General features: G+C 67.6%; 33 protein-coding genes and 5 pseudogenes. 20 read left to right on the top strand and 18 right to left on the bottom strand.

Going from position 1 to position 25,728, the window contains the following annotated elements:
• Nucleotides 1–16: 16 nt before the first annotated feature.
• A complete protein-coding gene (locus FHR33_RS01885; protein WP_183642602.1) occupies nucleotides 17–904 on the bottom strand; it encodes an SDR family NAD(P)-dependent oxidoreductase in 888 nt (295 codons plus the stop codon).
• 62 nt (nucleotides 905–966) lie between these two features.
• Here FHR33_RS01885 and FHR33_RS01880 point away from each other — a divergent pair, with 62 nt between their 5' ends.
• Nucleotides 967–1,431, top strand: coding sequence for a GbsR/MarR family transcriptional regulator (locus FHR33_RS01880; protein ID WP_183642598.1), 465 nt, complete (start codon nucleotides 967–969; stop codon nucleotides 1,429–1,431).
• Nucleotides 1,432–1,444: 13 nt separating this feature from the next.
• On the opposite strand, the gene FHR33_RS01875 is transcribed toward FHR33_RS01880, so the two are convergent.
• The 3 genes from FHR33_RS01875 to FHR33_RS01865 form a co-directional block, all read right to left on the bottom strand.
• A complete protein-coding gene (locus FHR33_RS01875) occupies nucleotides 1,445–2,737 on the bottom strand; it encodes an ArsB/NhaD family transporter (protein WP_183642594.1) in 1,293 nt (430 codons plus the stop codon).
• Nucleotides 2,734–3,177 carry a CBS domain-containing protein gene (locus FHR33_RS01870; RefSeq protein ID WP_183642590.1) on the bottom strand — a complete coding sequence of 148 codons (444 nt, stop codon included), beginning with the start codon at nucleotides 3,175–3,177 and terminating at the stop codon, nucleotides 2,734–2,736. The genes FHR33_RS01875 and FHR33_RS01870 overlap by 4 nt, the downstream gene beginning before the upstream one ends.
• A gap of 75 nt (nucleotides 3,178–3,252) precedes the next feature.
• Entirely contained in the window at nucleotides 3,253–3,561 is a 309-nt protein-coding gene (locus FHR33_RS01865; protein ID WP_221240880.1) for a SpoIIE family protein phosphatase, read from the bottom strand.
• 216 nt (nucleotides 3,562–3,777) lie between these two features.
• Here FHR33_RS01865 and FHR33_RS01860 point away from each other — a divergent pair, with 216 nt between their 5' ends.
• Nucleotides 3,778–4,158, top strand: coding sequence for a universal stress protein (locus FHR33_RS01860; RefSeq protein ID WP_183642587.1), 381 nt, complete (start codon nucleotides 3,778–3,780; stop codon nucleotides 4,156–4,158).
• A gap of 2 nt (nucleotides 4,159–4,160) precedes the next feature.
• On the opposite strand, the gene FHR33_RS01855 is transcribed toward FHR33_RS01860, so the two are convergent.
• The 3 genes from FHR33_RS01855 to FHR33_RS01845 form a co-directional block, all read right to left on the bottom strand.
• Nucleotides 4,161–4,643 (bottom strand): class I SAM-dependent methyltransferase, encoded by a 483-nt coding sequence (locus tag FHR33_RS01855; RefSeq protein ID WP_183642584.1) that lies wholly within the window; start codon nucleotides 4,641–4,643, stop codon nucleotides 4,161–4,163.
• A gap of 350 nt (nucleotides 4,644–4,993) precedes the next feature.
• Entirely contained in the window at nucleotides 4,994–6,169 is a 1,176-nt protein-coding gene (locus FHR33_RS01850; RefSeq protein ID WP_183642581.1) for a cation:proton antiporter, read from the bottom strand.
• 3 nt (nucleotides 6,170–6,172) lie between these two features.
• A complete protein-coding gene (locus FHR33_RS01845) occupies nucleotides 6,173–6,652 on the bottom strand; it encodes a cation:proton antiporter regulatory subunit (protein WP_183642579.1) in 480 nt (159 codons plus the stop codon).
• A gap of 591 nt (nucleotides 6,653–7,243) precedes the next feature.
• Between FHR33_RS01845 and FHR33_RS01840 the strand changes: the two genes are divergently transcribed.
• Entirely contained in the window at nucleotides 7,244–7,900 is a 657-nt protein-coding gene (locus FHR33_RS01840) for a transposase family protein (protein ID WP_221240879.1), read from the top strand.
• 38 nt (nucleotides 7,901–7,938) lie between these two features.
• Entirely contained in the window at nucleotides 7,939–8,127 is a 189-nt protein-coding gene (locus FHR33_RS48890; protein WP_221240878.1) for a hypothetical protein, read from the top strand.
• 61 nt (nucleotides 8,128–8,188) lie between these two features.
• Here the strand turns inward: FHR33_RS48890 and FHR33_RS01835 are convergent.
• Nucleotides 8,189–8,656: pseudogene (locus FHR33_RS01835) on the bottom strand (IS5 family transposase); the annotation flags it as partial.
• A 292-nt stretch (nucleotides 8,657–8,948) separates the two neighbouring features.
• Nucleotides 8,949–9,824, bottom strand: a complete 876-nt coding sequence (locus FHR33_RS01830) for an SDR family NAD(P)-dependent oxidoreductase (protein ID WP_246451581.1) — start codon at nucleotides 9,822–9,824, stop codon at nucleotides 8,949–8,951.
• A gap of 275 nt (nucleotides 9,825–10,099) precedes the next feature.
• On the opposite strand from FHR33_RS01830, the gene FHR33_RS01825 reads away from it, so the two are divergent.
• From FHR33_RS01825 to FHR33_RS01815, 4 genes are all read left to right on the top strand, one after another.
• Nucleotides 10,100–11,002, top strand: a complete 903-nt coding sequence (locus tag FHR33_RS01825) for an RNA polymerase sigma-70 factor (RefSeq protein WP_376773275.1) — start codon at nucleotides 10,100–10,102, stop codon at nucleotides 11,000–11,002.
• A 172-nt stretch (nucleotides 11,003–11,174) separates the two neighbouring features.
• On the top strand, nucleotides 11,175–11,573 hold the full coding sequence (locus FHR33_RS48885) for a cytochrome P450 family protein (protein ID WP_221240877.1): 399 nt from the start codon (nucleotides 11,175–11,177) through the stop codon (nucleotides 11,571–11,573).
• Nucleotides 11,570–12,250 (top strand): cytochrome P450, encoded by a 681-nt coding sequence (locus tag FHR33_RS52380; protein ID WP_221240876.1) that lies wholly within the window; start codon nucleotides 11,570–11,572, stop codon nucleotides 12,248–12,250. The genes FHR33_RS48885 and FHR33_RS52380 overlap by 4 nt, the downstream gene beginning before the upstream one ends.
• A gap of 7 nt (nucleotides 12,251–12,257) precedes the next feature.
• Entirely contained in the window at nucleotides 12,258–12,476 is a 219-nt protein-coding gene (locus FHR33_RS01815; protein WP_312895315.1) for a ferredoxin, read from the top strand.
• 182 nt (nucleotides 12,477–12,658) lie between these two features.
• Here FHR33_RS01815 and FHR33_RS51500 read toward each other — a convergent pair whose 3' ends face one another.
• Nucleotides 12,659–12,787, bottom strand: coding sequence for a hypothetical protein (locus FHR33_RS51500; protein WP_281388131.1), 129 nt, complete (start codon nucleotides 12,785–12,787; stop codon nucleotides 12,659–12,661).
• A 490-nt stretch (nucleotides 12,788–13,277) separates the two neighbouring features.
• On the opposite strand from FHR33_RS51500, the gene FHR33_RS01810 reads away from it, so the two are divergent.
• The 3 genes from FHR33_RS01810 to sigJ all read left to right on the top strand — a co-directional run bounded on the left by FHR33_RS01810 (nucleotide 13,278) and on the right by sigJ (nucleotide 15,707).
• Nucleotides 13,278–13,580: a hypothetical protein gene (locus FHR33_RS01810; RefSeq protein ID WP_183642573.1), complete on the top strand. Its 303-nt coding sequence runs from the start codon at nucleotides 13,278–13,280 to the stop codon at nucleotides 13,578–13,580.
• 250 nt (nucleotides 13,581–13,830) lie between these two features.
• Nucleotides 13,831–14,775: an NAD-dependent epimerase/dehydratase family protein gene (locus tag FHR33_RS01805; RefSeq protein WP_183642570.1), complete on the top strand. Its 945-nt coding sequence runs from the start codon at nucleotides 13,831–13,833 to the stop codon at nucleotides 14,773–14,775.
• A 5-nt stretch (nucleotides 14,776–14,780) separates the two neighbouring features.
• Nucleotides 14,781–15,707 carry an RNA polymerase sigma factor SigJ gene (sigJ, locus tag FHR33_RS01800; protein WP_183642566.1) on the top strand — a complete coding sequence of 309 codons (927 nt, stop codon included), beginning with the start codon at nucleotides 14,781–14,783 and terminating at the stop codon, nucleotides 15,705–15,707.
• Between the two features lie 345 nt (nucleotides 15,708–16,052).
• On the opposite strand, the pseudogene FHR33_RS53100 reads toward sigJ, so the two are convergent.
• Nucleotides 16,053–16,226 (bottom strand): annotated as a pseudogene (locus FHR33_RS53100) (copper transporter); the annotation flags it as partial.
• Nucleotides 16,227–16,440: 214 nt separating this feature from the next.
• Between FHR33_RS53100 and FHR33_RS01790 the strand changes: the two are divergent.
• From FHR33_RS01790 to FHR33_RS01780, 3 genes and pseudogenes are all read left to right on the top strand, one after another.
• Nucleotides 16,441–16,707: pseudogene (locus tag FHR33_RS01790) on the top strand (transposase); the annotation flags it as partial.
• 445 nt (nucleotides 16,708–17,152) lie between these two features.
• Nucleotides 17,153–17,224: pseudogene (locus FHR33_RS53095) on the top strand (hypothetical protein); the annotation flags it as partial.
• Between the two features lie 55 nt (nucleotides 17,225–17,279).
• Entirely contained in the window at nucleotides 17,280–17,588 is a 309-nt protein-coding gene (locus FHR33_RS01780; RefSeq protein ID WP_312895314.1) for an NAD(P)H-binding protein, read from the top strand.
• Between the two features lie 292 nt (nucleotides 17,589–17,880).
• On the opposite strand, the gene FHR33_RS01775 is transcribed toward FHR33_RS01780, so the two are convergent.
• A complete protein-coding gene (locus FHR33_RS01775) occupies nucleotides 17,881–18,141 on the bottom strand; it encodes a winged helix-turn-helix domain-containing protein (RefSeq protein WP_183642562.1) in 261 nt (86 codons plus the stop codon).
• Nucleotides 18,142–18,273: 132 nt separating this feature from the next.
• Nucleotides 18,274–18,897 (bottom strand): TetR/AcrR family transcriptional regulator, encoded by a 624-nt coding sequence (locus FHR33_RS01770; RefSeq protein ID WP_183642559.1) that lies wholly within the window; start codon nucleotides 18,895–18,897, stop codon nucleotides 18,274–18,276.
• A gap of 244 nt (nucleotides 18,898–19,141) precedes the next feature.
• Between FHR33_RS01770 and FHR33_RS01765 the strand changes: the two genes are divergently transcribed.
• From FHR33_RS01765 to FHR33_RS01755, 3 genes and pseudogenes are all read left to right on the top strand, one after another.
• The gene (locus FHR33_RS01765) at nucleotides 19,142–20,236 is read left to right on the top strand and encodes a cytochrome P450 (protein WP_312895313.1); all 1,095 of its coding nucleotides are present in this window, start codon (nucleotides 19,142–19,144) and stop codon (nucleotides 20,234–20,236) included.
• 77 nt (nucleotides 20,237–20,313) lie between these two features.
• Nucleotides 20,314–20,457 (top strand): annotated as a pseudogene (locus tag FHR33_RS01760) (ferredoxin); the annotation flags it as partial.
• Nucleotides 20,457–21,266 carry an NAD(P)/FAD-dependent oxidoreductase gene (locus tag FHR33_RS01755; RefSeq protein WP_221240875.1) on the top strand — a complete coding sequence of 270 codons (810 nt, stop codon included), beginning with the start codon at nucleotides 20,457–20,459 and terminating at the stop codon, nucleotides 21,264–21,266. The pseudogene FHR33_RS01760 and the gene FHR33_RS01755, both read left to right, overlap by 1 nt.
• Before the next feature lie 15 nt (nucleotides 21,267–21,281).
• Here FHR33_RS01755 and FHR33_RS01750 read toward each other — a convergent pair whose 3' ends face one another.
• The 5 genes from FHR33_RS01750 to FHR33_RS48870 form a co-directional block, all read right to left on the bottom strand.
• Nucleotides 21,282–21,623, bottom strand: coding sequence for an SDR family NAD(P)-dependent oxidoreductase (locus FHR33_RS01750; protein WP_312895312.1), 342 nt, complete (start codon nucleotides 21,621–21,623; stop codon nucleotides 21,282–21,284).
• Between the two features lie 119 nt (nucleotides 21,624–21,742).
• On the bottom strand, nucleotides 21,743–22,000 hold the full coding sequence (locus tag FHR33_RS52375; protein WP_312895311.1) for a hypothetical protein: 258 nt from the start codon (nucleotides 21,998–22,000) through the stop codon (nucleotides 21,743–21,745).
• Nucleotides 21,937–22,665, bottom strand: a complete 729-nt coding sequence (locus FHR33_RS01745; RefSeq protein ID WP_312895310.1) for a sigma-70 family RNA polymerase sigma factor — start codon at nucleotides 22,663–22,665, stop codon at nucleotides 21,937–21,939. Before FHR33_RS01745 ends, FHR33_RS52375 begins: the two co-directional genes overlap by 64 nt.
• Nucleotides 22,662–23,177: an NAD-dependent epimerase/dehydratase family protein gene (locus FHR33_RS48875; RefSeq protein ID WP_221240874.1), complete on the bottom strand. Its 516-nt coding sequence runs from the start codon at nucleotides 23,175–23,177 to the stop codon at nucleotides 22,662–22,664. The genes FHR33_RS01745 and FHR33_RS48875 overlap by 4 nt, the downstream gene beginning before the upstream one ends.
• Complete coding sequence (locus tag FHR33_RS48870; RefSeq protein ID WP_221240873.1) at nucleotides 23,107–23,568, bottom strand: NAD-dependent epimerase/dehydratase family protein; 462 nt, start codon at nucleotides 23,566–23,568, stop codon at nucleotides 23,107–23,109. Before FHR33_RS48870 ends, FHR33_RS48875 begins: the two co-directional genes overlap by 71 nt.
• Nucleotides 23,569–23,930: 362 nt before the next feature.
• On the opposite strand from FHR33_RS48870, the gene FHR33_RS01735 reads away from it, so the two are divergent.
• The 3 genes from FHR33_RS01735 to FHR33_RS01725 all read left to right on the top strand — a co-directional run bounded on the left by FHR33_RS01735 (nucleotide 23,931) and on the right by FHR33_RS01725 (nucleotide 25,598).
• Complete coding sequence (locus tag FHR33_RS01735; RefSeq protein ID WP_183642553.1) at nucleotides 23,931–24,626, top strand: NAD(P)-dependent oxidoreductase; 696 nt, start codon at nucleotides 23,931–23,933, stop codon at nucleotides 24,624–24,626.
• A gap of 424 nt (nucleotides 24,627–25,050) precedes the next feature.
• Nucleotides 25,051–25,356 (top strand): type II toxin-antitoxin system Phd/YefM family antitoxin, encoded by a 306-nt coding sequence (locus tag FHR33_RS01730; protein ID WP_183642550.1) that lies wholly within the window; start codon nucleotides 25,051–25,053, stop codon nucleotides 25,354–25,356.
• On the top strand, nucleotides 25,353–25,598 hold the full coding sequence (locus FHR33_RS01725; RefSeq protein WP_183642547.1) for a type II toxin-antitoxin system RelE family toxin: 246 nt from the start codon (nucleotides 25,353–25,355) through the stop codon (nucleotides 25,596–25,598). Before FHR33_RS01730 ends, FHR33_RS01725 begins: the two co-directional genes overlap by 4 nt.
• Nucleotides 25,599–25,728: the final 130 nt, after the last annotated feature.

Genomic DNA, 25,728 nt, shown 5'->3' with positions numbered 1-25,728 from the left:
GGTGGTCAGGTCCATGTCACCAGGCCCACTGCGGATGGCCCGTGGCGAGCTGGGATACGGACCAGAGCCGATCGCGCGCTGCGGCGTCGTAGGCCTGTGCCGGGGCCCGGACAGGGTGGAGGTCCTCGTCAAGGTAGATGCCGTGCAGTGGCCCGCCGGATGCGGGCCGATCGCGCCAGGACTCGATTCGCGTGGTCAGGAGAGCATAGGACTCGCCGAGCCGATCCGGTGGCAGAGCGGCTCGGTTCTTCGGCGCGTAGAGGGTGCGTAGCAACCAGGGCATCGCGGCGACCCGCTCCGCGTCGAGCCGGACGGAGGGCACGCGCACACAGGCGACATCGAGACTGTCACCTGTCCGCATGGCCAGCGAATAGGTGAACATGATCTGCGCCAGCTTGGCGTGGTAGTAGGCCCGCGTCGGGCTGTACCAGTCCGTCTCATCCAGTTGGTCGAAGCGGATCTTGATGCGCGGCATCGTGACCAGCCCCTTGCTGGCAACGTTGATCACGCGAGGCCTCGGCGCGGCGGCGAGGAGGTGGCTGAGCCGCGCCGTGAGCTGGAACGGCCCGAGATGGTTGGTCGCCCAGAACAGCTCATGACCGGCCGGGGTGATGGCAGGTTCGCGCATCGCCTGGTCGAAGACGGCGGCGTTGTTGATCAGTACGTCCAGGTGGCCGACCTGGCGGGTGATCGTGGCGGCGGCCTCGTCGATCGAGGTGGGGTCCGCCAGATCGGCGACGATCAGTCGGCTGTTCTCGATCGTGGCCGCCGCAGCCTCACCGCGCCCAGGATCTCGACAGATGATCAGGAGACGGTGTCCCTGGGCGGCAAGGCGGCGCGCGGCTCGGAGGCCGATGCCGGAGTTGGCGCCGGTGATGGCGACGGTGAGTTGCCCGTGGTGCATCTCGAAACCGCCCTTCGGTTGGTTCGGTAGTGTCCGAACAATCCGAACCCTACACTGTCTCCATGGGTGACGTGGAGGAGTTCGTTGAGGAAGCGGGGCTGTACTTCGAACGGCTGGGTCTCAGTCGTACCTCCGGCCGCGCCATCGGATGGCTGCTGGCCAGTTCCGATGGCACGGCTGACGCGTCCGAGCTGGGCGGGCGGCTGGGTGTGGCGAAGAGCAGCATGAGCGTGGCGCTACGCCAACTGGAGGGGGCTGGGCTGATCGTCCGCTTTCGCCCGCCGCAGGAGCGAAGGGATCGCTATCGGCTGGAGGAGGACGTCTTCGCCCGCGCCTTCCGCGCAAAGATGAGCGAGTTCGACGCGTTCAGCGCGCTGGCACAGCGAGGTCTGCGCGCGGTCGGCGACTCCCCTGGACCCAGGCGGCGGCTGGAACTCATGCGGGACATGTACGGCTTCATGGCCCGTGAATTCCCCAAACTCCTGGACCGCTGGGACCAGGAACGTGAAAGTCGGCAGAGTCCCTGAGACGGGGGCTTTCTCACATCAGGTAACGAACCCACAGGTACGGCACCGTCAGTGAAACCGTCACCAACGTCACGATCAGGCCGTACTTGGTGAACTCCCAGAAGCTGATCGGCGTGCGATTACGTGCGGCGATGCCCAGGACGACGACGTTGGCCGCCGCACCGACCGCGGTGGCGTTGCCGCCCAGGTCGGCGCCGAAGGCGAGCGCCCACCACAGCACCTGCCCTGCGCCGTTGCCGCCGTTGGCCTGAACCAGTTCGGCGACGATCGGGCTCATGGTGGCCACGTACGGGATGTTGTCCACGATCGCCGACAGCCCCGCCGAGACCCCCAGCAACCCCATGGTGGTCAATCCCAGCTGGCCTTCGGTGGCGCTGACCGCCATCTGGGAGAGCTCCCCGATCACCCCTGTGTTCACCAGGGCGCCGACCATGACGAACAGCCCCGCGAAGAAGACCAGCGTCGGCCACTCCACCTCTTCGAGCGACTCCTCCGTGGTGACCTTCGTCGCCGCCACCAGGACGCCCGCACCCAGCACCGCCACGACGGAGGGTTCGTAGTGCAGCACGGGGTGCAGCACGAATCCGACCATCACCAGGGCCAGGACGCCGAGTGCCTGCCACAGCAGGCGCGGGTCGCGGATGGCCTCGCGCTCGTTGAGCGCCATGATCTCGGCGGCGCGCTCGGGGTCGTAGACGAACACCTTGCGGAACAGGATCCTGCACAGCCCGACGAAGACCACCATCAGCACCACGACCAGCGGCGCCATGTGGATGAGGAAGTCGTTGAACGACAGCCCTCCCCTGCTGGCGATGATGATGTTGGGCGGGTCGCCGACCAGCGTTGCCGCGCCGCCGATGTTGGAGGCCATCGCCTCGGCGATCAGGTACGGCGCGGCGGGCAGCGCCAGCCGTTCGCAGACCAGGAACGTGACGGGGGCGATGAGGAGCACCGTGGTGACGTTGTCGAGCATCGCGGAGGCGACCGCCGTGATGACCACGAGCAGGACCATCAGCCTGAAGGGGCGCCCTCTGGCCCGTTTGGCCGCCCAGATGGCCAGGTACTCGAAGACGCCGGTCTGCTTGAGCACGCCGACGATGATCATCATGCCGAGCAGCAGGAAGATGACGTTCCAGTCGACGCCGGAGTGCTCGGAGAAGAAGGCGGCCTCGGCGTCGGTGGCGTGGATGAGCAGCATGAGGCCGGCCGCGCCGAGCGCTGCCGCCACCCTGTGGATCTTCTCTGTGGCGATGAGGGCGTAGGCGCACAGGAAGATCGCCACCGCCAGCCATGCGGTGACCGTCACGCCTCCACCGCCCGGTCGAGCAGCGCCTGCAGCGTGACCGCGCCGTGCAACCGGCCTCCGGCCACGACGGCGACCAGCGGGCTGTGTGTGCGGGCCATCAGCGCGGCCAGCTCGAGCACGGTGGCGTTCAGATCGGCGACGGGCAGCTCACGCCGTTCTCGTGGAAGCGCCTCACGCACGGTCCGTTCACTGAGTTGGCGCAGGAACAGGTCAGCGTGCGCCTCGTCGATCACGCGGGCCAGCGCGGGGTCGTCCTGACAGTAGCCGGGCACGGCCATGCGCAGCACCTGGGTGCCGGGAAGAATTGTGAAGGGCAGGCCGTCGGCGTCGACGACGATCAAACCGGGTAGGTCCTGGTCGGCCAGGAGCCTGGCCGCTTCGATCACGGGGGTGTCGAGCCCCACGGTCGGGAAATCGGCAAGCAGATCACGCGCGCGCACAGTTGTCGGCCTATCTGTCGGGGGTCGACTAGGACATTGCCGACCAGACTTCCCGGCGCACCACGAACGACCCTATCAACATCTGTTGATCTTTGACTCGCGCGGGCGTAGCAGGAGCATCGCCGCGTCAGCGTGCAACGGCGCGTCCCCATGGTCGACGAGGTCCTGTTTCAGCGCTTCCAACGCCCTCTCCGGGTCTTCGTCCTTGAGCAGGAAAGCACGCTCGGCCAGTGGATAGAACCGGCCGTGCCGGTCTCGGGCCTCGATGGCACCGTCCGTGTAAAGCAGAATCTGAGCACCGGCGCCGAAGACGATCTCGTGCGGCTCCGGACGCTCGACTAGCCCCAAAGGAGGCGCATGCGCATCCGGATCGGCGAGGGACACGCTTCCGTCCGCGCGAAGGGCGACGGATGCCCGTAGTTCAGCAAGGTCAAGTTGCCCATAGAGTTGGTCTCGGCCAAGACGGCGATGCGCGCCACGTACGGGGCTCCCGGGTGGAGTTACCTCTGTCGTGCCGACCTGGCTTTCCGGCGCATGGCAGGGTCTACTTGGATCGGATAGGGCTTGGCGTCTGCTGCACGAACCATTGACACTGGAAGGGTGACTGGTCGGCTCGTCGTCGCCTACAACGATTCGCCGAGTACCCGTCGGGCGCTCGGAGAAGCGCTTCAGCGTGCGGCGAAGTCCTCGCCGTGCGAGGTGATCGCCGTGGCGGTCGACAAACGGAGCCCGACTCGCGCGGAGGACCAGCCGCGGCCATGCGAGGTATGGCTGCGCGAAGCCGCTCGTCAGGCCCGCGAAAAGGATCAGAGCATCCGGACCGAGCTCCGGATAGGGCATCCGGCGACAGAGATACTCCAGGTTGCGCGTGATCTGGGCGCGGACTTGCTCATCGTCGGTCACAGTCGCTGGGGCGCGCATTCCAGCACGCTCGAGACGGTGCTACGGCACGCGCCCTGCCCCGTGCTCGTGATCCACTGATATCAGGCAGCCACGCCCATCACATGTGCGACATGGTCGAAGGAGAAACGTTCGAGTCGGCGGACCGCGAAAACCTTCTCGATGGCGGCCAATGGATCCCGCGCCGGATGGCAACCGCCACAGGCGGGTGCCCAGACAGGCGTGATCAAGCCTTCGGCGAAAGCCACGACCGGATTGAACGAGCGTGTGTGCTCGTAGAAGCGGAGCTCGCCGTCCCGGCGCAGCACCCTGCGCACCTCCGCCAGCGTGGCGTCCGGACGCGGTGAGCTGCACAGCATCAGCGAGCAGATCACGACGTCGGCGAAGTCGTCAGGAAAAGGCAGCCTGGTCAGGCTGCCGTCGACCACCCGCACCGGCGCGGACACGGAGGAGGCCGCCTCGCGTGCCGCCTGGCGCAGGGACGGATCCGCCTCGACGATCACGATCTCGTCCAGGCCCGGTGGATAACAGGCGAGCTTGGTACCGTCACCGGCGCCGAGTTCCACCACCCGTCCGGAGATCCCGGACAGCAGCCACTCGCGTTGCGGGGTTGGTCTGGCCGCCGTCCCTCTGCCGTTCATCACGGCGCGGGGGTGGTGAAACTGTTCCATGACGTGGCCCTTGTCAAGCGCCAGGATGAGCGACAGTGATTGATTGATGACAGGATCGTCGGTATCTCACCGCCCTGTCCAGTGGGCCGCGACGTCGCGTCGGCAGCGGTCCTGGAGAGCGCGAAGATCGAAGCGCCGGTGTGGCACTTCTGCGCGCCAGGGCCCGGACACACGCCACCCGTAACAACGTGCCTGTCGCGTTCGGCCCCGCCACCGGGTCCTCCGCCATGTCCAGCGTCTCGTCTCTAGCTGTTGCCGGCATTCGTGCCGGGTAGAAGCCGTGAGCGGTACGGTGGCGCGCCTCCCAGACGTGTGACGAGCGGCCCGGCTATGGCCAGCACGAGGACATAGGCAGCCACCAAAGGACCCAGCCTGTCATGATGAGCGCCGACCAAGCCGATGATCACTATGGAGAACTCGCCGCGAACGATAAGCACAGTCCCCGCTCTCAAGCGGCCACGCGGCCCTGCTCCCTCCCGCAACGCCGCGTACTGACCGGTGACCACTTTCGTGGCGGCCGTGACGGCGGCCAGGGCGAGGGCGACAGGGAGCACAGGGACAAGATCGCTCAGGCTGACCGATAGACCGATCGCCAGGAAGAAGACCGCGGCGAACAGGTCACGCAACGGGGTGAGGACATTGCGAGCCCGCCTGGCCGCCTCCCCCGTGAGGGTGAGCCCGACGAGAAAGGCACCGACCGCGGCCGATGCGTGGACGAGCTCGGCCAGTGCCGCCACGATCAGAGTGAGGCCCAGGACTCTCAACATGAGCTGCTCAGGGTCTGGATCGGAAAGCAACCGCCCGAGATGGTGGCCCCATCGATACGACACGACGAAGGCGGCCAGCACCGCGCCGACCGCGACGAGCACGCCCAGCGCCGCTTGCCACCACGTGCCGCCGGAGGCGAGAACGACGAGCAGCGGCAGGTAGGCGGCCATGGCGAAGTCTTCCAGCACCAGGACCGACAACACGGCAGGGGTTTCCCTGTTGCCCAACCGCCGTAGGTCATCAAGGAGCCTGGCGATGATGCCTGAGGAAGAGATGTAGGTGACGCCGGCCAGGGCAAGGATGCCGACGGCGTCCAGGCCGAGATACCAGCCGGCCAGCGCGCCGGGAACCGCGTTCAGTACGAGGTCGACGCCTGCCGAGGGCACGTGGCGGCGCAGGCTGACGGAGAACTCGTGGATGGAGAACTGCAGCCCGAGGGCGAGCAGCAGCAGGACGAGCCCAATGGCCGCGCCGACCTGGACGAACTCGCCGGCGGCGGGTACGGGAGCGATGCCTCCTTCGCCCAGCGACAGGCCGGCGAGCAGGTAGAGCGGAATGGGCGAGAGAGCGAACCGCCGTGCCAGAGCACCGAGGACGCTGAGGGCGGCCAGGATGACACCCAGCTCCAGCAGCAGCGCGACGGAGGTCTGCACGACTCAGCCCCGGATTATCTTTTCCACTCCGGCTATACCGCTGCGGGTTCCGATGACCACCAGGACATCACCCGCTCGCAGCACCTCATCAGGCGTGGGGGACGCGATCACATCTTCCCCGCGGACGATCGCCACGATGGACGCTCCCGTACGGCTTCGCGCCCTGGTGTGCCCCAGCGGGCGATCCACGTACGGAGAGCCGGCCCGCACCCCCGTCTGCCCCGCGCTCAGTCCCGGCACCTCCTTGGTGAGGTCGGCGAACCGCTCCGCGATGCGAGGCGCGCCGAGGATCTCGGCGAGCGTGTCGGCCTCCTCCCTGTTGAGCCGGAGCATGGACCGGCCCTGGTCGGGGTCCTCGCTCCCGTAGACGACGAGCTCGAACTCGCCCGTCCGCCGCGCCACCACACCGATCCGGTCACCGTCCTGGTTGGTGAACTCATACCGCAGCCCCACCCCCGGAAGGAGCACCTCGTTCACATCCATGTACTCATCATCGCGCTGTGACCTGCGTGAACGTGGGCGGGCTTACCGCGATCCCGGCTCTGCAGACCAGTGCCGCCACGCACTGGCCAGTCGAGCTAGATTGCTTCCCAACCAGTGCGCGCCATAGCTGCCGCATGACGGTTAGCGCATATCAGGATGTGCGTTGGGTCATGAGCCAACGGTGACCGGAAGATCGGGACCTCGCTGCCTTCGTTTGATGCGACGAGACCCGTAGGTGGCCCGCGAGGTTGCATCAGTGGCATTCGGCCGCCCTCCAACCGGTCACGACGTCGGTGGGCAGTTCTGATCGGCAGGCAGTCCTGATCTGCTGTCCTCGGGGACGAGATAACGCAATGCGATCATGTTGGCGCACTCGTTGACTCCGAGGACGGCGTCAATATCGTCGGAGACGGCGATCCCATCCCGCAGCAGGCCGGGAGCGTTCGAAGTGGTGGAGGCGTTCTCCGCCAGAAGCCAGGAGCGGCGTGCGCCCGGCCTCTTACGGTAAGCCGCTAAGAACGCGTCTTTAGTGCTTACGACCTCGTGCATGGTTAGCCGCGGCCTGCGGCAGGGGTGATCGTTGATCTACGTGTGGAGAGGATTGTCAGGCGTTCGATCGTGGTGAACAACCGGCGTGTCACCGGGTTGCCGGTGGATGTGCTGGCGGAGTTGGTCGCCGAGATTGGGCCGCTATGGGAGGCCCAACGGCAGGCCGAGCTGCTGGCCAGGCCTCGGCGGCGCCGGATCGGGGCAGGCGCCCGACACAAGCTGGTCTTCGTTGACCGGCTCCTGGCCACGCTGGTCCACCTGCGACATGGCGTCACTCACGATGTGCTGGGCTGCTGGTTCGGCGTTGATCGCTCCACCATCACCCGCGCCATCGGTCAGATCCGCCCCCTGCTTGCCCAGCGCGGGTGCCGAATCGCCCCCGGCCAGAGGCTCACCACGTTGGCCGAGGTGATCGACTACCTGGGCGACAGCGGCCAAACAGCCATCTTGGACGCGACCGAGATCCGCGTGCGCCGACCGGCTGCCGGCACTGCGGATCGTGCTCGCTTCATTTCGGGCAGGAGCCGGATCAACGCGATGAAGGCGATGGTGCTCACCGACGCCCATGGCGCGGTGCTGTACTGCGGCCAGGTCTGTGCCGGATCGGTCGCCGACATCACCGAGGCACGGCAATCAGGGCTGGTGGAGCTGCTGCCGGCTATCAGGGCCTGGGCAGCCAAACCGGAGGCCAGATCGTGACTCCACCGCGCAAACGCCGTGGCAAACACCTCGATGACGTGCAGTGGTTGATGGCCCACCACGAAGCGGCCTGCCACGCCCATGCCGCCCGCCGACAACCGGTCGAGCACGGCATCGCTCACCTGAAGAACTGGCGAGCCCTGGCCCGTCACCACGGCCGCCGCGACCACCTGCCCGAGATCGTCACCGCCATCGCTGGACTCCTGTCCGACCAGCAGACCGCATAAGAGAGCCTGACCACAGGCCACCGCGCCTCAATCCCAGCTATGCACGAGGTCGTTAGAGCTGCTAACGCAATGAGGCGAGGCGTCGCCAGCAGATGAGTGCGCAGGCCAGGCTGAGGAAGGCTTCGTGGATGTCTGCGCGGACCTCCCCCCGGATGCGTAGGCGGCGAAAGGCGTGCAGGAGTGCGAAGGACTGCTCCACCACCCAGCGTTGTTTGCCCAGGCCAGAGCCGTGTTCGGTGCCGCGTCGGGCGATCAGTGGCCGGATCTGCAGTGCGCGGACCAGCCGCCGGTGCTTGTCGTGGTCGTAGCCTCGATCGGCGAGCACGGCGTCGGGGCGCTGGCGTGGGCGGCCGCGCTTGCCGCGCACTTTGGGGATGGCGTGCAGCAGTGGCATGAGCTGGGTGACGTCGTTGCGGTTCGCGCCTGTCAAGATGGCCGCGAGGGGGATGCCGGTGGCATCGGTGATCAGGTGGTGCTTGCTGCCGGCCCGTCCCCGATCGACCGGGGACGGGCCGGTCTGCGTCCGCCTGGCTGCTGGCTCAGTACCCTGGATCGTCCCGATTCCCCGTATTACCGGCTGGAGCGTCGGAGGTGAACATCGCCGGCGCCCACGTCGGGCTCACCACCCTCAGGCTCCTCCCGCGCCCGTGATCGGTGATGCCGTCGTAAAGGGACGCCGTCACAGCCACGTCCTACACCGCGGTGTCACCGTCGCCTGCCTGATCTTCTGGCTGCGATCATTTGAGACACACCCTAGCCTCGACGTCCATGTGGACAGGGGAAATCCTGGTGATGTTGAAGCGGGCGGCCCTGGCGGAGGATTACCGAGCTTCTTGATCGAGGCTGCCGTGAGCCTCCGCTGAAAGGTGCTGCCAGTCGGCCCAGGTCTTGAGCCGGTCGGCGTAGACCTGCTGGAGCAGGGGGTAGAAGCCCTGGCCGAAGAGTACGCGCAGGGGTGGGTTGTCTGAGTCGACGATCTTGAGGAGTGCCTGGGCCGCGGCGGCCGGGTCGCCGGCGGGCTGCTTGCCTGCGAACCCCGCGAGGCGCTGGCGGAGGCCGTCGTAGATCGGGTTGGCCTCGGCCATGTGGCCGTTGTTGAGTGGGTCGGGGTTCTTGCCGGACCGGGTGGCGAAGCCGCCGGGCTCGACCACGGTGACCTTGATGCCGAAGTCGGCGACCTCGTGGGAGAGGGATTCGTTCAGGGCTTCCAGGGCCCACTTGGAGATGTGGTAGGCGCCGCCGAGCGGCATGGCTAGGAGCCCGGCGGCCGAGGACAGCTGGATGATGTGCCCCGCGCCCTGCTCGCGCAGGTAGGGCAGCGCGGCCTGGATCACCCACACCGCGCCGAACAGGTTGGTCTCCAGCTGGTCGCGCAGGTGCTGCTCGGTCAGCTCCTCGATCGCGCCCATCTGGGCGTAGCCGGCGTTGTTGACGATGACGTCGAGGCGGCCGAAGTGTTCCTTGGCCCGCTTGACGCCCTCAAAGACGGCGGCCTTGTCGGTGACGTCCAGCTCCAGCGGAAGCACCGCGTCGCCATGGGCGGCGGCCAGCTCGTCGAGGCTTTCGGTGGTCCGGGCGGTCGCGGCCACCTGGTCGCCGCGCGATAGGGCGGCCTCGACGAAGTTGCGGCCGAGGCCGCGGGACGAACCGGTGACGAACCGGTGACGAACCAGATCTTGTTCATGATGTCTTTCCATTCTTTCTACGGTGGCGGTCGCGCGATGGTCACCACGCGACGGGGGCCAAGGCGATCACTCGCGCGGCGTCCTGACGACCATGAGGCGCTGGCGACCCGGCTTCTGTGACAGGACGGTCATGTGACGTACGCCACCGATCACGGGTGTCACACGGCGGTGCGGACCGGCGCCTTGTGTATAGAGCACCGTTGAGAGCGAACAGGCAGGAGCCGGCCATGAACAAGCGAAGCGAGCCAACGACGGGCACAGCCGAATCGCTCGCCGGCTGCGGCCGGATGGGCTGCGGAATGGGCTCGGCCACCGAGGCGTTCGTCGCCCACCGCAACCTGCTCTTCACTGTCGCCTACGAGATGCTCGGATCGGCGGCCGACGCCGAAGACGTCCTGCAGGAAACCTGGCTGCGGTGGATGAAGGTCGACATGGAGCAGGTACGTGACCGGCGGGCCTACCTGGTCCGGATCGCGACCCGGCGCTCGCTCGACCGGCTGCGCACCATGAGTCGCCGTAAGGAGGACTACGTCGGCTCCTGGCTGCCGGAGCCGCTGCTCACCGCGCCGGACGTGGCCGAGGACATTGAGCTGGCCGAGAGCGTGTCGATGGCGCTGATGATCGTCCTGGAGACGCTGTCGCCGACCGAACGCGCCGTCTTCGTGCTGCGCGAGGCCTTCGGTATCAGTCACGACGAGATCGCGGCCGCCGTCGGCAAGAGCCCCGCCGCCGTCCGCCAGATCGCGCACCGCGCCCGAGAGCACGTCGATGCCCGCCGCCCTCGCCAGGAGGTCGCCCCGAACCAGGCCCGGGCGGTGTTGGAGTCGTTCCAGCGCGCGTTTGAAACCAGGGACCTGCAAGGCCTCCTCGACGTGCTCGCCCCGCAGATCGTCCTGATCAGCGACGGCGGCGGCGTCAAGCAGGCCTCGCCGCTGCCCATCACGGGCGCCGACAAGGTGGCCCGCTTCATCGTCGGCGGCCTCGGCAAGGCCCAAGTCGCGCTCACCAGTATCCACACGGTGATCAACGGCAACCCGGCACTCGTCCTACGCGTGAACGGCGAGATCGACGGCGTCATAGCAGTCCGTGTCGAGGACGCTCGCATCTCCGGGCTCTACTACGTCCGCAACCCGGAGAAGCTGACCCGCATCGACTCCGAGACCCCGCTCACCCTGCGATCAACACGGTGACAAGCCGGGCGCAACCTCGCAACGACCTGGACCTGACGGTGACACAAGAGCCTCTCGTCCTGCGCAGGACGGTCCGGCAGGTCGCGAGCCCACTGGTGGCTGAGTCGATCACGCCGAGGTCGCCGGCAAGCAGAACAAATCTCGGGCCAAATCCATTACCAGGAGGTTATTCATGACGAATAGCGTCGTCGAGCTGCCGGTCGAGCGGGGCTGCCCGTTCGCCCCGCCCGCCGCCTACGAGCGGCTGCGCGAGCAGGCGCCGATCAGCAAGGTCCGCCTGACCAGCGGCGGCGAGGCGTGGTGGGTGTCCGGGCATGAGGAGGCCCGTGCCGTCCTCGCCGACGGCCGCTTCTCCTCTGACCGGCGCAAGGACGGCTTCCCGCTCTTCAACCTCGATGCGGCGACCCTGCAACAGGTCCGCAGCCAGCCGCAGTTGATGATCGGCATGGACGGCGCGGAACACTCCGCGGTCCGCCGTCCGGTGATCGGCGAGTTCACCGTGAAGCGGCTGGCCGCGCTGCGCCCGCGGATCCAGGACATCGTCGACAGAGCCGCACCACCATGTTGGTGAGCCGGACCTCGATGGACGACCGCCGGCGGGCCTTCGCCGAACTGCGCGCCTACATCGACGACCTGATCACCCGCAAGGAGTCCGAACCCGGCGACGACCTGTTCGGCCGGCAGATCGCCCGGCAACGCCGGGAGGGCGCCCTCGACCACGCGGGCCTGGTGAGCCTGGCCTTCCTGCTGCTGACCGCCGGGCACGAGACCACCGCGAACATGATCTCGCTCGGCGTGGTCGGGCTGCTCTCCCACCCGGAGCAACTGACCGTGGTCAAGGCCGACCCGGGCAGAACGCCCATGGCCGTGGAGGAACTGCTGCGCTACTTCACCATCGCCGACGGGGTCACCTCCCGGGTGGCCACCGAAGACGTGCAGATCGGCGGCGCGAGCATCAAGGCCGGCGAGGGCGTCATCGTCTCCGGCCTGTCGGCCAACTGGGACCCGGCGGCGTTCAAGGACCCGGCTGACCTGGATGTCGAGCGCGGGGCTCGCCACCACCTCGCCTTCGGCTTCGGCCCGCACCAGTGCCTCGGCCAGAACCTGGCCCGGATGGAGCTGCAGATCGTCTTCGACACACTGTTCCGCCGTATCCCTTCCCTGCGGCTCGCCGTACCGATGGAGGACCTGCCGTTCAAGGCGGACGCCGTCATCTACGGCGTTCACGAACTCCCGGTCACCTGGTGAGCAGGACATGATGCGGATCAAAGCGGACACCGGCCTCTGTGTCGGCTCCGGCCAGTGCGTCCTGACCGAGCCGGCCGTCTTCGACCAGGACGACGACGGCATCGTGGCCCTGTTGACCGATCATCCCGACGACCAGAGCGCCGCACAGGTGCGCCACGCCGTCACCCTGTGCCCATCCCGAGCCCTATCCATCCTGCAGGAGAAACTGTCCATCCTGCAGGACTAAAGAGGGGGCGACGCGAGTCAGGCATTGCCTCCAGTTCATCCGAACTGGAGGCAAGACGAACCGGGATCTGGGCAAACGCCGACCGGTCACCCCTCCACCAGCGCCTCACCTGCCCTGAGGAAGGCGTGCCGTATGGGCTCCGGACTCCTATCCGTGACCCACGGTGCAAAGTAGCGAGATGATCACGTATTCACCGCTGTGTCGACCGGTTCGTCGTGGTCGCGCAGCATTCGCATGATGGGTGGCCGGTGAAGGGTGCTGCCCTTCTTCTTGTCGGTGGTGATGACAAGCTTGGCGGCGATGCCGTGCAACCCCAGTCCCTGGTCCCGGGTAGTGCAGAGCCATCGCGGGCCTGTCGTCGTCGGCGACGCTGGCGCCGCCGATGGCCTTGCCGCGTTTGCGGGCGGACTCGTGGCCTTCGAGGGTGTGGTCGCGGATGTACTCGCGTTCCATGCCGGACAGCCCGGCGAGCACGGTGAACACGAAGCAGGAGGGGTCGTGGGAGTCCCTTGAGTTCCCCGGTGAGGAACTCCAGCCCGATGTCAGACACCTTCAGCTCCTCGGCGAGCGTCGCCAGGACGATGCCGCGGCCGAGGCGCTTGTGATCGTGGACGACGAGAGTGACGGCCCTGAACGTGGAAGACCCGTACCCGCAGGACAAGCGCGGCAGGATCACCGCGAAGGGCGGGGCGACAGAGTGGATTCACTGGCAGTCCGGCACCGCCCAACTGCTGCCCCGCCTCATCGCCTGCCGCGCCTGCGACCCACTGTTCCTCACCGGCCGGGACACCGACGCTCGACGTGGGCCCGGAGACCGGCCGGGCCCGGCTCTCCTACCGCCGGGCCGAGGAGATCTTCGAGGAGAACACCCGGCTGCTGGCCAACCCGCTCGCCTCACCCGAGGACGTCGAGGACCTGGACGGCTGGACCCTGCACCGGCTCCGCCACAGCGCCCAGACCCACGACGCCGAGGGCGGCGCCTCCACCGATGCTGCCGGCCCGCTCCCGCCACGCCTCCGTCCGCTCCCTGGAGCGGTACGCCCGCCCTGGCGTCGACGCGGTCGCCCGGCACGTCGCGGAGCGAGATCCCGCCGCGCGACGTAGGACGTAGCGCCCGCCGAGAAGATCAATCTCATCCGGATTTCCTGTACGCCAACTACTCGCACCCGGCGACGCCTGAGGTGGGTGGCCATGCGGCCGCTCGGTCGATGTGACGGCCACCTCCTGGGCCTGGATCAAGCACGCCCGCCGCCACGGGGGCTACGAACGCTTCGCTCTGTGAAATGGATCACAGCCGATCATGGAGGGCCGGGGCGTCTCGTCTTTGTATGTGAGCACGACGAACGGAGACGTCATGAAGATCTTCCTTGCCGGAGCGTCCGGTACCATCGGCAGCCAGATTGTTGTCCAACTCGTGGCGCGCGGCCATGAGGTCGTCGGCACGACCCGCTCGGCCACCAAGACCGGTGCGCTGCGCCTACTCGGTGCCGAGCCGGTTATCGTCGACGCGCTCGACCCCGAGTCGGTGGCCGACGCGGTGGCCAAGGCGGAGCCGGAGGTGATCGTGCACCAGCTCACCGCGCTGAGCGGACCGATAAACTTCCGGCAGTACAAGCTGATGGGGGCCGCGACCAACCGGCTGCGCACCGAGGGCACCGACCACCTGCTGGCCGCTGCGCGCGCCGTCGGTGTCCGCAGGTTCGTGGCGCAGAGCAACGCTCAGTGGATGGAACGCACCGGCGGGCCGGTTGCCGACGAGGACGGCCGAATCGAGCCGAACCCCCCTGCCGACGCGGCGGAGGCGGTGGCCGCACTGCGCTACCTGGAGGACTCGGTAACCGGCATCACCTGGGCTGAGGGCATCGCGCTTCGCTATGGCGGTTTCTACGGCCCGGGGACCAGTATCAGCACCGCGCCGGACGCCATGATGGCGGAGGAGCTCCGCAAGCGGAGGTCCCCGATCGTCGGCGGCGGTGGCGGGGTGTTGTCGCTGGTGCACATCACCGACGCCGCGTCGGCCACGGTCGCGGCCGTCGAACGCGGCCGGGCCGGGATCTACCACGTCGCCGACGACGACCCGGCACCCGTGCGCGACTGGCTGCCTGACCTGGCCCGCGTACTCGGCGCCAAGCCACCGCGCCGCGTACCGGCCTGGCTCGTGCGCGCATTGGCCGGTACGGCCGCGGTGGACATGATGACGCGCGCCCGCGGGATCTCCAGCGAGAAGACCAAGCGCGAACTGGGCTGGACGCTGCAGTATCCGAGCTGGCGCACGGGCTTCGCCAAGGGCTTGGAATAGCCTACATGTCCGTCTCGGACCTGTACGGCGAGCTGCGCCCGCGGGCGTTCGCCATCGCCTACCAGATGCTCAGCAGCGTCAGCGAAGCCGAGGACGTGGTGCAGGAGGCGTTTCTGCGGATGCACCATACCCTGCAACGCGGCGAGCCGATCGCCTCGCCGCGGGCGTACATCGCCACCCTGACCACCCGGCTGGCCATCGACCAGCTCCGCTCAGCACGGGTGCGGCGGGAACACTACGTCGGTGAGTGGCTGCCGGAACCGCTGGTCACCGGCCCGACACCGGCCGAGCACGCCGAGAGGGCCGACTCGCTGTCACTGGCGTTCCTGGTACTGCTGGAGAACCTGTCGCCGCACCAGCGGGCCGCCCTTCTCCTGCGCGAGGTCTTCGACTACCCGTACACGGAGGTCGCCGAGATCATCGGCACCGACGTGGACAGCACACGGCACCTGGTGGCCCGAGCCCGCAACCACGTCCAAAAGCACCGGCCCCGCTACCACGCCACACGGCGACAACGCGAAGAACTGGCCCAGCGCTTCTTCGCCGCCTCCGAACAAGGCGACCTGAGCGCACTCGAAGAGCTGCTGGCCCAGGACGTGGCGCTGCACGTCGACGGCGGCGGCAACGTGCCGGCCTTGGGCCAACCGGTCAACGGCCGGGAGTGCGTGGCAGGCACCGTGCTGGCCGTCCGCGCCGCATTCGCACGCCTCGGCGTCCGCATCCGTCTCACCGAGGTCAACGGCCAGCCCGGCGCCATGGCGTACGACACGCAGGACCGGCTCGTCGGGGTCATGGGACTCGGCATCGCCGACGATGGTCGGATTCAGACCATCCACTCCATCGTCAACCCCGACAAGCTCCGGCACCTCGACCAGGTCAGCGACCTCGGCGCCCGGCTGCGCGCACAACGCCGATCCGGCGGCAACCCCTGACCGACGGTCGCGCCCGCGACGTAGCCGGCGAGACGAACCTGCCGTGTCACCGGCTCTGCACTGGGCCTGGTGATGCCGACCCGGCTCGGCATCACCAGGAGCGGAGGGGCGCCCTGACGGCCACACGTGCGAACGTCGTGGGGCCACGTGCCGGGGCAAGTTCACCGCGGTGACCTCGCCCCGGGCCCCAAGCTGGTCCCATCGGGCGGCCTGGCTGTTCCGACGCCGCAGCACGGCAGTCCGCCCGGCGGCGCCGCTCGAGTCCCTCCAGGCACTGGCCCCGGCCTTCCCCACGAATTCGGCCCGGTCACCGTGGCGACTGCTTGACGGTCTCGTCCTGGGCGCGCAAGGCGGCGATGAGGCGAGTACGGCGCCTCGGCTCACCGCATCGATTCCGGCTGCCAGGGAGACGAGTGTGCTGGCTTGCGCTTCGGCACCCTCGCCTTCAAACGGATCCTCGGGAGAGATCATGACGGCGATCGTCGCGCGCTTGCCCGGCTTCCCGTCGATGCTGAGCAGCCCGGCTCGCTCAGCCCGGCTCGCTCAAATTCGTCAAGCACCGTGAGGGTTTCCTCGTTGCGGGTTCCCGCTTGGGCAGAGTCGCTGGTCATGAGAGTGCTACCGAGCAGCATGGCGCTTTTCTCATAAGTGCTGGCTGCGGGATTGATGCTCATGCCGTCCGACCCCTGATCCCGCCGACGGCGACCACGCTGCAGCTACCACCTCCGCGTCGCTGGCGCTGATCGACGAGTTCGTGCGCGAGGGCGCCCGCCGGATGCTCGCCGAAGCGCTCAAGGCCGAGGTTGACGCCTACATCGCCCAGTTCGCCGACCAACGTGATGAGACTGGTGGCCGCCTGGTGGTGCGCAACGGCCACCACGCACCCCGGACCGTGCTGACCAGCGCAAGTGCGATCGAGGTCCGCGCCCCGCGCGTCGACGACAAGCGCATCGACGCGACTACGGGCGAACGCCGGCGCTTCTTCTCGGCGATTCTGCCGCCGTGAGGACCTGGCCACCGACGACCCCGGCTCGCCGGACTCGGAGCGCACGACGATTAGCACGTTCAAGGACGAGATCTTCAACAGGCTTGTGGACGACGACCCCGACCCGAGACCAGGCTGAAGAGCTGGGCACTGCTCGGCGCGCCGCAGTGGGGCGCGGTCAAGACGATGGACCTGCCGGAGGAGCAGGTCCGCGACGTGCTGCTGGAAGCCTGCCGCGCCTTCTAGAGCCAACGCCGTTCAGTTAAGGAAGAGGGCTGTTCGTCAAGGCCGGTGAACAAAGCAGCGGAACTGCTGTAGAAGAGGTCTGTCACTCCAAGACATCCTCACCACAGGAGCTCCGCTGTTGGAACAGGTTGCCACAGTTAGAACGGTCGGGGTAGCGGCTGGAGTGTTCGCGCCGGGACATATCGGCGAACTGACCCGGACTGTCCCGTTCGAGATGGTCGACGAGGTGCTGGCGGAGACCCGTGCGCTGGAACGCAGGATCCGGCTGGTGCCGGCACGGGTCACGGTGTACCTGCTGCTGGCCGCGGCGTTGTTCACCGACCTGGGCTACCGGCAGGTTTGTGACGCTGGTGCTGGGTACGACGTTGTACGACGACATGCGGCGGATGGAAACGCTGGTCCGCGCCAGCGATCTGGACTGGACGATCCTGCGCCCGAGCGGGCTCTACCACCTGCCGTCGGTCACCGACTACACCCTCGTCAAGGGCCACGCCGACGGCAGGTTCACCGCCCGTGCGGACCTGGCCGCGAGCATGCTGGCCCTGCTGGACGACGACCGCTACCTCCGCACCACCGTCAGCGTCATCACCACCGTCGACAACCCCACCTTGCTCCAATGGATCCGCCGCGAAGCACTCGCCAAAAGCTGAGCCGATGCGTCCGCATCCCGCCGAGGCGCCACAGCAGTGGGCGAGCGATGGTCCTCCGACTGGGTGCGCTCGGCCGCCCACGCGGCCTCCTCCCCGCTCGGAGAGAAGAACACAAGCAGCTCACGCGCCGTGATCAGCCGCTTGAACCGCGGATACGCCGTCCGCTCGATCGAGGTCACCCGCCGCCGCCAATCTCCCCAAAGCCGGCCCCACCCCCCGATCCACCGCGCTCACCGTAGCGGCGATCTCACCCCACCGGCCCCAAAGTCACCGCACCGCGACCCACGCACCTTCAAGATCGCGATTGTGGTTTTGGGCTTACCTTGGCTGCACCCCCGTAGGCGCGCACCAGGTGCAGCATGTGGTATCGCATGCCGGTCGCGGACGGATGGGCGGTCAGGATGGAGTGCTCCACCAGAGCGGCGATCAGCTCGATGATGTCCTCGGGGGCGATGCCTTCGCCGGCGCAGACCTCTTCGGCGGTCTCCAGGTCGGCCCCGCCGGGGAAGACCGCCAGGCGAGACCACAGTCGTTGTTCGGCGGGGGAGCACATGCGGCCTCCGGAACGGCCCCCTCCGGCGCATAACCGGCGAATCCATCCCAACCTGGCGATACACGTAACCGGCAATCAATCACAAACTTCGCACCTCAGACGCCCCCTGACAGCGTCAATCAGTGACGTGTATCACCCTCGATGCTCGCTCGACGGACGATCGCTATTCCGAACCGCGCTGGAAGGTGACGCGTAACCCAGCAGCGGAAGGAAGACCTCGTCGGTGACAGCGGCCAGGTCGGCATCGGATGGCCAGATCCCGAAGACCACGAAGTCGTCCCGCAGCAGGCTGATCGGCAGGGTTATCACCCGTCGCGGCCAGGGGCCGGGCGGGATCTGACCGCGCTCGGCCGCGCGCTCCAGCACCGTGGACATGGCGTCCGACAGGGTCGAGTCAGCGATGAGGTCCCGCAATCGCTGTGCCAGCCGCGGGTCGTGAACCGTGTCCGCGATCAGTCCGGAGACCGTGTCGCGGCGGGTGTCGCCGAGGTTCGTTTGCGCCTGACGCAATAGGTCCAGCACATCGTCGCGCAGATCGCCGGTGTCGGGGACCGGTACGTTGGCGAACCGGCTCCGCAGCGTGTCCAGCAACAGCTCGGGCAGGCTGCTCCAGCGGCGGTACAACACGGCCTTGTTGGTACCGGCCCGGTTCGCGATACCGCTCATGGTGGACTTCGCGTAACCCCGTTCGGCCAGTTCCTCGCGAGCCGCGTCCAGAATGGCGTCCTCGAGCTCGGCTCCCCGGCGGCGCGACATGGTCTCACCTGTAGATGGGTCCGTCCTCGGTGCGTTCGGCATCACAGCTCCCCAAGAAACCTTGCGTTCCCTGATCGCCGAGCTTAGCCTGGGCATAAGGAACCAAGGGTTCCTTATTTCGAGAGGTGACATCATGACAAATTCCGTTACTCAGGCTCCGCCGGCATTCCCGATGCCCCGCTCCTGCCCATTCGGTCCGCCGCCGCAGTACGAGCAAGTCAGACGGGAGGCACCGATTTCGCGGGTGACCCTGCAGGACGGCAAGCAAGCGTGGCTGATCACCGGGCACGCCTTCGCGCGGGAATTCCTGTCCAGTGACAAGATCAGCTCGAACCGCGCGAACCCAGGTTTTCCGCAGCTGATTCCCGGGGTGGCCTCGGTGCCGCTGAAGGGCACGATCGTTGCCATGGACCCGCCGGAGCATTCCCAGCACCGACGCATGATCACCAATGAGTTCACCGTCAAGCGAGTCAAGCAGATGCGGCCGGAGATCCAGCGGATCACCGACCGATCCATCGACGAAATGCTGGCCGGACCGCGGCCGGCCGACCTGGTGGAGGCCTTGTCGTTGCCGGTGCCGTCGCTGGTGATCTGCGAGCTACTGGGAGTGCCCTACGCTGATCGCGGTCAGTTCCAGGGCAGAACAAAGATCATTCTCAGTCGCAACGCGACAAGCGAGCAGCGACGTGACACCGCATTGTGGTTGCGCCAGTACATTAACGGCCTGGTCGTGGGCAAGGAGACCGAGCCGGGCGAGGATCTGCTGAGCCGGCTGATCGACAAGTACCGCGACATCGACGCCTATGACCGCGAGACCCTGACCGGGATCGGGCTACTGCTACTGGTCGGCGGTCACGAGACCACCGCCAACATGATCTCGCTGAGCGTGGCCTCGCTTCTGGACGATCCGGAACTGCTGGCCGGGTTGCGGGAGCGGCCCGAGCGGACCCCGCAGCTGGTCGAAGAGCTGCTGCGCTTTCACTCCATCGTCGACAACGCCACTTCCCGGGTGGTCGTCGAGGATTTCGAACTGGACGGCGTCACCTTTCGCGCCGGCGACGGCGTCATCGTGGCGGCCGCGGCCGCCAACCACGACCCGGACGTGTTCACGCGGCCGGATCAGATCGACATCGATCGCGGTGCACGGCACCACCTGGCCTTCGGTTTCGGGATCCACCAGTGCCTCGGACAGAACCTGGCCCGACTGGAACTAGAGGTCGTGCTGAACACGCTGTTCGCACGGATCCCGAACCTGGCACTGGCGGACCCGGTAGAGCGCCTGCCGTTCAAGAGCGACGCACTCGTCTACGGCATCCACCGGCTGCCGGTGACCTGGTAACCGGAAGAGACGCCTTCATGATGAAGATCACTTTGGACGAGGAAAAGTGCTGCGGTTCAGGCTAATGCGCGCTTACCGCCCCTGAGCTTTTCGATCAGCGAGAGGAGGACGGGATCGCGGTTCTGTTGCATCCATACGCTGATTCGGAGCAACACGAATCCGTCCAGGAAGCAGCCATGGTGTGTCCAGGACAGGCGATCTCGATCGATGGATCACCATAGTGGACAAGATTGTCATCGTGGGCGCGTCCGCGGCGGGCATCAGTGCCGCGGACTCCCTGCGACAACGCGGCTTCACCGGCCGGATCACGCTGTTGGGCAGCGAATCCCATCTGCCCTATGACCGGCCGCCACTGTCCAAGCAGTTGCTGTCGGACCAGTGGGAACCGGAACGGCTGCGGCTACGCAGCGCCGAACAGCTGACAAAGCTGGACCTGAACCTGCGGTTGGACGCCACCGCGACCGGCCTGGATCCGCGCCGGCGGGAGATCGCGCTGGCCGCAGGAGAGCCGGTCGATTACGACGGCTTGATCATCGCCACCGGCGCGGCCCCACGGCGGCTGCCCGGTGACGACCTGGCCGGCGTCCACTATCTGCGCACTCTGGACGACGCGCTGGCACTGCGACCGCGGATGCGACCGGAATCGCGAATGGTGGTCATCGGTGCCGGGTTCATCGGCGCCGAGGCCGCCGCGGTGGCTCGCGGCATCGGCCTGTCGGTCACCATGGTCGATCCGTCCGCCGCACCGATGGCGCGGGCGCTCGGCAAGCGTGTTTCGGAGCTGCTGGCCGCACTGCATGTCGACCAGCTGGCGGCGCTGGCCACCGAGCTCGACCAGGCGCACGCCGCGCTCGGCGCCGCCGGCGACCCGGGCCGCGGCCCGTCGACCGGATGGGAGCCGGCACTCGCCGAGCTGGCCCGCCGCGCCGCCTCGGTGGCCACCACCATCGCTGGCACCGCCCGCAGTCACCACGCCACGGTGGGGTGTAGCAAAGGTAAGCCCAAAACCCACAATCGCGATCTTGGTTGAGCGAGTCGAGGCAGGTCAGCCGCTGGTCCTGGGGGCGAGCAGGCTGGTGATCTCGGCGATGGCGTCCGGTGAGGGTTTGAAGTAGCGCCGCAGGTTTTCTGGTTTCTTGTGCCGGGATTTGGCCATCAGCATCAGCTCGTGCAGGTGCTGCTCGGTCAGTTCTTCGACGGCGCCGAGCAGGCCGTAGCCGGCGTTGTTCACGATGACGTCCAGACGACCGAAGTGCTGCTTGGCCCGCTGCACGCTCGTGAAGACGGCGGCCTTGTCGGTCACGTCCAGCTCCAGCGGGAGCACCGCCTCACCACGGGCGGCGATCAGGTCATCAAGGCTTCCGACACTCCGGGCGGTCGCGGCCACCTGGTCGCCGCGGGACAGGGGCGGCCTCGACGAAGCTGCGGCCCAAGCCGCGCGACGAACCGGTGACGAACCAAATCTTGCCCATGACTGTGGTGATGGTTTGCAGCAGTAAGACGGGGTCAGTGCTCGGGCCGGCGGGCCTGGTTCGTCTCGCGGACGATTGCCCAGGCGTCCGCCACCGGGCCCAGGTGCCCGAGCTTGTCGGGGTTGATCACGGCGCGGATGGTCTGGATCTGCCCGTCCAAGATGTCGAGCGCCAGGGTGTTGACGACCTTGCCGTCCCGGTCGCGGAAGATCGCGCCCGGCTGGCCGTTCACCTCGTGCGGCTCCACGACGCCGCCGATCCGGATGAACGGCGTGACGAACGCGGCCAGCATCCGGGCCACGTTTCCGGCGCCGAAGACGCCGGTACCCCATAGCGGGGCCTTGCCGCCGCTGTCGCCGACCATCTGCACGTCGGCGCCAGCAGCTCGCGCAGCCTGCCCACATCGCCCTCGCGGAAGGCGTCGAAGAAGCGCCCGGCGAGTTCTTCTCGCTCCCGGCGATCGGCCTCGAACCGGGAGCGTCCCGCGTCCATGTGGCGGCGCGCCCGCACCGCGAGCTGGCGGCAGGCCGCCTCTGACCTCCCGAGCGCCGCGGCGACCTCGCCGAAGCTGAACCCGAACACCTCGCGCAGCACGAACACCGCCCGCTCCAGCGGGGACAGCCGCTCCAGCAGCAGCAGGGCCGCCATCGACACCGTGTCGGCCAGCTCCGCCGACCGCTCGGGGTCCTCATACGGGTCGACCAGCAGTGGCTCTGGGAACCACTGTCCGGCGTACTCCTCCCGCCGCACGCGCGCCGAGCGCAGCACGTCGATCGCGATCCCAGACACCATGGCCGACAGGAACGCCTTGGCCGAGTCGGGCCGGGTCGGGCAGGCCTCGTAGCGCAGCCAGGTCTCCTGGACCGCGTCCTCGGCCTCGCTCACGCTGCCCAGGATCCGGTAGGCGATGGAGAACAGCAGCGGCCGCAGATCCTCGAACTCCCCAGCCCGCCTCACGCCAGCTCCTCCTTGAAGCCCTGCCGCCAGGAGGGGTAGCGCAGCTGCCAGCCGAGCTCCCGCTTGGCCTTGGCGTTGGAGAAGCCGCGCCCCTCGGTCATCATCGTCACCGCTGTTTTCCGGGCCAGCGGCCGAGCCAGCCAGATGGGGATCCGCATGGGTGGTTTCGCCCCCGCGCACGCTGCCAGGAAGGGCAGCCACTCGTGGGCAGGGGCCAGCTCGTCGTCGACGATGTTGAACACGCCCTTCGCCTTGCGCTCCACGGCCAGGACGGTGGCGCTGGCCGCGTCGTCGAGATGCACCCACGAGCTGTAGCCGCCGCCGTTCCCGACGACCGGGTACTGCCGCTTGCGCACGAGCTCGACCTGGTCGTCAGTGGCGCCCGGCCCGTAGAACGCGCCGTATCGCAACACCGCGCCACCTGCTCCGATAACCACGTCCTCAAGGTGGCGGATCGCCTCGGCCCCCTTGCCCGTGCTCGTCGGGTCCAGCGGGTCCTGTTCGGTCTTCACCCATCCGCCTGGCGGATGCCGTTCCACGCGGCGTAGCTCTGCGCGACGAAGTCACGCCGGTCGCTTGGGCGGCGGCCAGCAGGTGGTCCGTCCCTTCGGTGCGCAGCCGGTTGGTTGTGGCGAACCAGCGGTCGAAGTGCTTGATATCGGGCTTGCCGGAGATGGCGGTCATCTGGTGAACGATCGCCTCTGGCCGGGCCTGGGCCACCGCCTCGGCGACCGACCTCGCATCCAGCCCGTCCATCACGACCACCTCGGCGCCCAACTGCTCCAGCAAGCCCAGCTTGGACGTGCTCGTCGTCGTCGCCGTCACCTCGTGTCCCCGCGCCACGAGCTGTGGCACCAGCCGCCGCCCCAACACCCCGGCTCCGCCGGCCACGAACACTCGCATGACCATCACCTTCCCGACGTCAGTGTCTGTCTCCCCGAGACGAGACAGCCCGGCCGTTCTGTGACATCGCAGGCAAGACAGTCGAGAAAGATCGTTCGCAGCCCGGATGCCTTTCGCAGGTGGAGGGCCGAGGAGAGCGCCGTCATCGGATGGTCGCCGGCCGACTCCGGCTCGGCTGTGTTTTCCCCCATGTCACAGAACGGCCTGACTGTCTCGTCTCGGGGGAGACGGTCTCGGCCCTCGGAGTGTGGAGGAACGGAAAACGTACGCCAAGCGCGTTCTCCACCGCCCGCGCGGCCGCCTCCAGCTCCAGGCGAACAACACCACAGAAACTCGGAAAGAACCAAGGAAGGACAGTCGTCATGCGTATCGCAGTCTTCGGAGCCAACGGCCCCACCGGCCGCCTCCTCACCGACCAGGCACTCGCTGCCGGACATCAGGTCGCCGCGATCACCCGGCAGCCGGACTCGTTTCCACTGCGCCATGATCGGCTCGAGGTGGTCGGTGCCGACGTGCTCGATCCGGTGGCCGTCGATGCCGCGGTGGCGGAGCGGGATGCGGTGCTGTCGACGCTCGGGGTACCCGCCGGGAAAGAACCGATCAGCACCTATTCGCGTGGTGTGGCCAATATTGTCACTGCGATGAAACGGCATCGGGCGCGTCGCCTCGCCGTGGTGAGCTCGAGCGGGGTCGACCCGCACCCGTACTCCGAGGGCGGGTTCCTGTTCAACCGACTATTGCTGCCATACGTGACGCGGGTGCTGGGCAAGACGCTGTACGACGACATGCGGCGGATGGAAACGCTGGTCCGCGCCAGCGATCTGGACTGGACGATCCTGCGCCCGAGCGGGCTCTACCACCTGCCGTCGGTCACCGACTACACCCTCGTCAAGGGCCACGCCGACGGCAGGTTCACCGCCCGTGCGGACCTGGCCGCGAGCATGCTGGCCCTGCTGGACGACGACCGCTACCTCCGCACCACCGTCAGCGTCATCACCACCGCCGACAACCCCACCTTGCTCCAATGGATCCGCCGCGAAGCACTCGCCAAAAGCTGAGCCGATGCGTCCGCATCCCGCCGAGGCGCCACAGCAGTGGGCGAGCGATGGTCCCCGACTGGGTGCGCTCGGCCGCCCACGCGGCCTCCTCCCCGCTCGGAGAGAAGAACACAAGCAGCTCACGCGCCGTGATCAGCCGCTTGAACCGCGGATACGCCGTCCGCTCGATCGAGGTCACCCGCCGCTCATCTACGTGCGGGTGCAGCCGTGTGTAGTGGTGGAAGTCTCGGTAGACGTGGCAGCCGAGCACCGCCGATGGCGGCACGCGGCGAGATTCCTTCGTCTACGACCAGATCTGATGGCGGCCGACGTGCCGCTGAATCTTGATCTGGAGCGCTGACCGGCCGCCCGCCTCGTTCAGGAACTCGTTCCTCCATGCTTGGCATGATGCCGAATTTGGCATGATGGGCGTATGGTGAGGTGTATGACGATCGACCAGACGAGCATGGAGACACTCGGCATCGCAGCGGCCCGCGACAAGCTCGGCCCGCTCGTGTCCCGCGCGGTCATGTCTCACCGCCCCACCCGGATCAAGCGCTCCGATGAGGAGCACGCCGTCCTCATCTCCGAGGAGGCGTTCGAGGAGTACCTGCGCCTCAAGCGCGAGCGCGAGGCGGCGGACTTGCGCGAGCTAATGGCAGCCGCGGGTCGCGGCGAGATCGAGATGACTGTCTACGACTCGCGTGAGGCGGCATACGCCGACCTCGGGTTGGACGGCGCCGACCAGTGAAGCGTCCCGTCCACTTCACCCCCAAGGTCAAGGACGTCCTGCGCTCGGCGGCGCCGACGCTGCGGGCGTCGATCGTCGACGCGCTACTGGACCTGGCCGACGACCCGACGCCGCCCGGAGCGATGCCGTACGCCGACATCCCCGAGGCGTACGAGCTGGTCACGCCTACCTTCCGAGCGCTCTACTCCTACGGCCCCGACCTCGATCACGTGTCGGTCTGGGTGCTCCACATCAACACGTGACGACCACAGCCAGAGCGGGTGCCCAAGGATGGGGAGTCCGGAGGAGCTTGAGCGAGAGAATGGGATAGTTCTGGACGCGGTCCAGGCACAATTGGGCCTTATCTCTCCAGATGTGATTGCCGTAGCGGTC

Origin of the sequence: Nonomuraea dietziae (genome assembly GCF_014195505.1) — a bacterium.
Classification (GTDB): domain Bacteria; phylum Actinomycetota; class Actinomycetes; order Streptosporangiales; family Streptosporangiaceae; genus Nonomuraea; species Nonomuraea roseola.
The sequence above is the reverse complement of the archived record's forward strand: the minus strand, read 5'-3'. Positions and strand labels throughout refer to the sequence as shown.

Coding starts and splice junctions, on each gene's coding strand:
- FHR33_RS01845 (WP_183642579.1), bottom strand. CDS start 6,652: ATGGATGTGAACGAGGTGCTCCTTCCGGGGGTGGGGCTGCGGTATGAG.
- FHR33_RS52375 (WP_312895311.1), bottom strand. CDS start 22,000: ATGCTGGCCGCGTTCGTCACGCCGTTCATCCGGATCGGCGGCGTCGTG.
- FHR33_RS01830 (WP_246451581.1), bottom strand. CDS start 9,824: ATGGAAAGACATCATGAACAAGATCTGGTTCGTCACCGGTTCGTCACC.
- FHR33_RS01735 (WP_183642553.1), top strand. CDS start 23,931: ATGCGTATCGCAGTCTTCGGAGCCAACGGCCCCACCGGCCGCCTCCTC.
- FHR33_RS01770 (WP_183642559.1), bottom strand. CDS start 18,897: ATGTCGCGCCGCCGGGGAGCCGAGCTCGAGGACGCCATTCTGGACGCG.
- FHR33_RS01730 (WP_183642550.1), top strand. CDS start 25,051: ATGACGATCGACCAGACGAGCATGGAGACACTCGGCATCGCAGCGGCC.
- FHR33_RS48885 (WP_221240877.1), top strand. CDS start 11,175: ATGACGAATAGCGTCGTCGAGCTGCCGGTCGAGCGGGGCTGCCCGTTC.
- FHR33_RS01825 (WP_376773275.1), top strand. CDS start 10,100: ATGGGCTGCGGAATGGGCTCGGCCACCGAGGCGTTCGTCGCCCACCGC.
- sigJ (WP_183642566.1), top strand. CDS start 14,781: ATGTCCGTCTCGGACCTGTACGGCGAGCTGCGCCCGCGGGCGTTCGCC.
- FHR33_RS01775 (WP_183642562.1), bottom strand. CDS start 18,141: ATGTGCTCCCCCGCCGAACAACGACTGTGGTCTCGCCTGGCGGTCTTC.
- FHR33_RS01805 (WP_183642570.1), top strand. CDS start 13,831: ATGAAGATCTTCCTTGCCGGAGCGTCCGGTACCATCGGCAGCCAGATT.
- FHR33_RS48870 (WP_221240873.1), bottom strand. CDS start 23,568: ATGCGAGTGTTCGTGGCCGGCGGAGCCGGGGTGTTGGGGCGGCGGCTG.
- FHR33_RS01885 (WP_183642602.1), bottom strand. CDS start 904: ATGCACCACGGGCAACTCACCGTCGCCATCACCGGCGCCAACTCCGGC.
- FHR33_RS01880 (WP_183642598.1), top strand. CDS start 967: ATGGGTGACGTGGAGGAGTTCGTTGAGGAAGCGGGGCTGTACTTCGAA.
- FHR33_RS01815 (WP_312895315.1), top strand. CDS start 12,258: ATGATGCGGATCAAAGCGGACACCGGCCTCTGTGTCGGCTCCGGCCAG.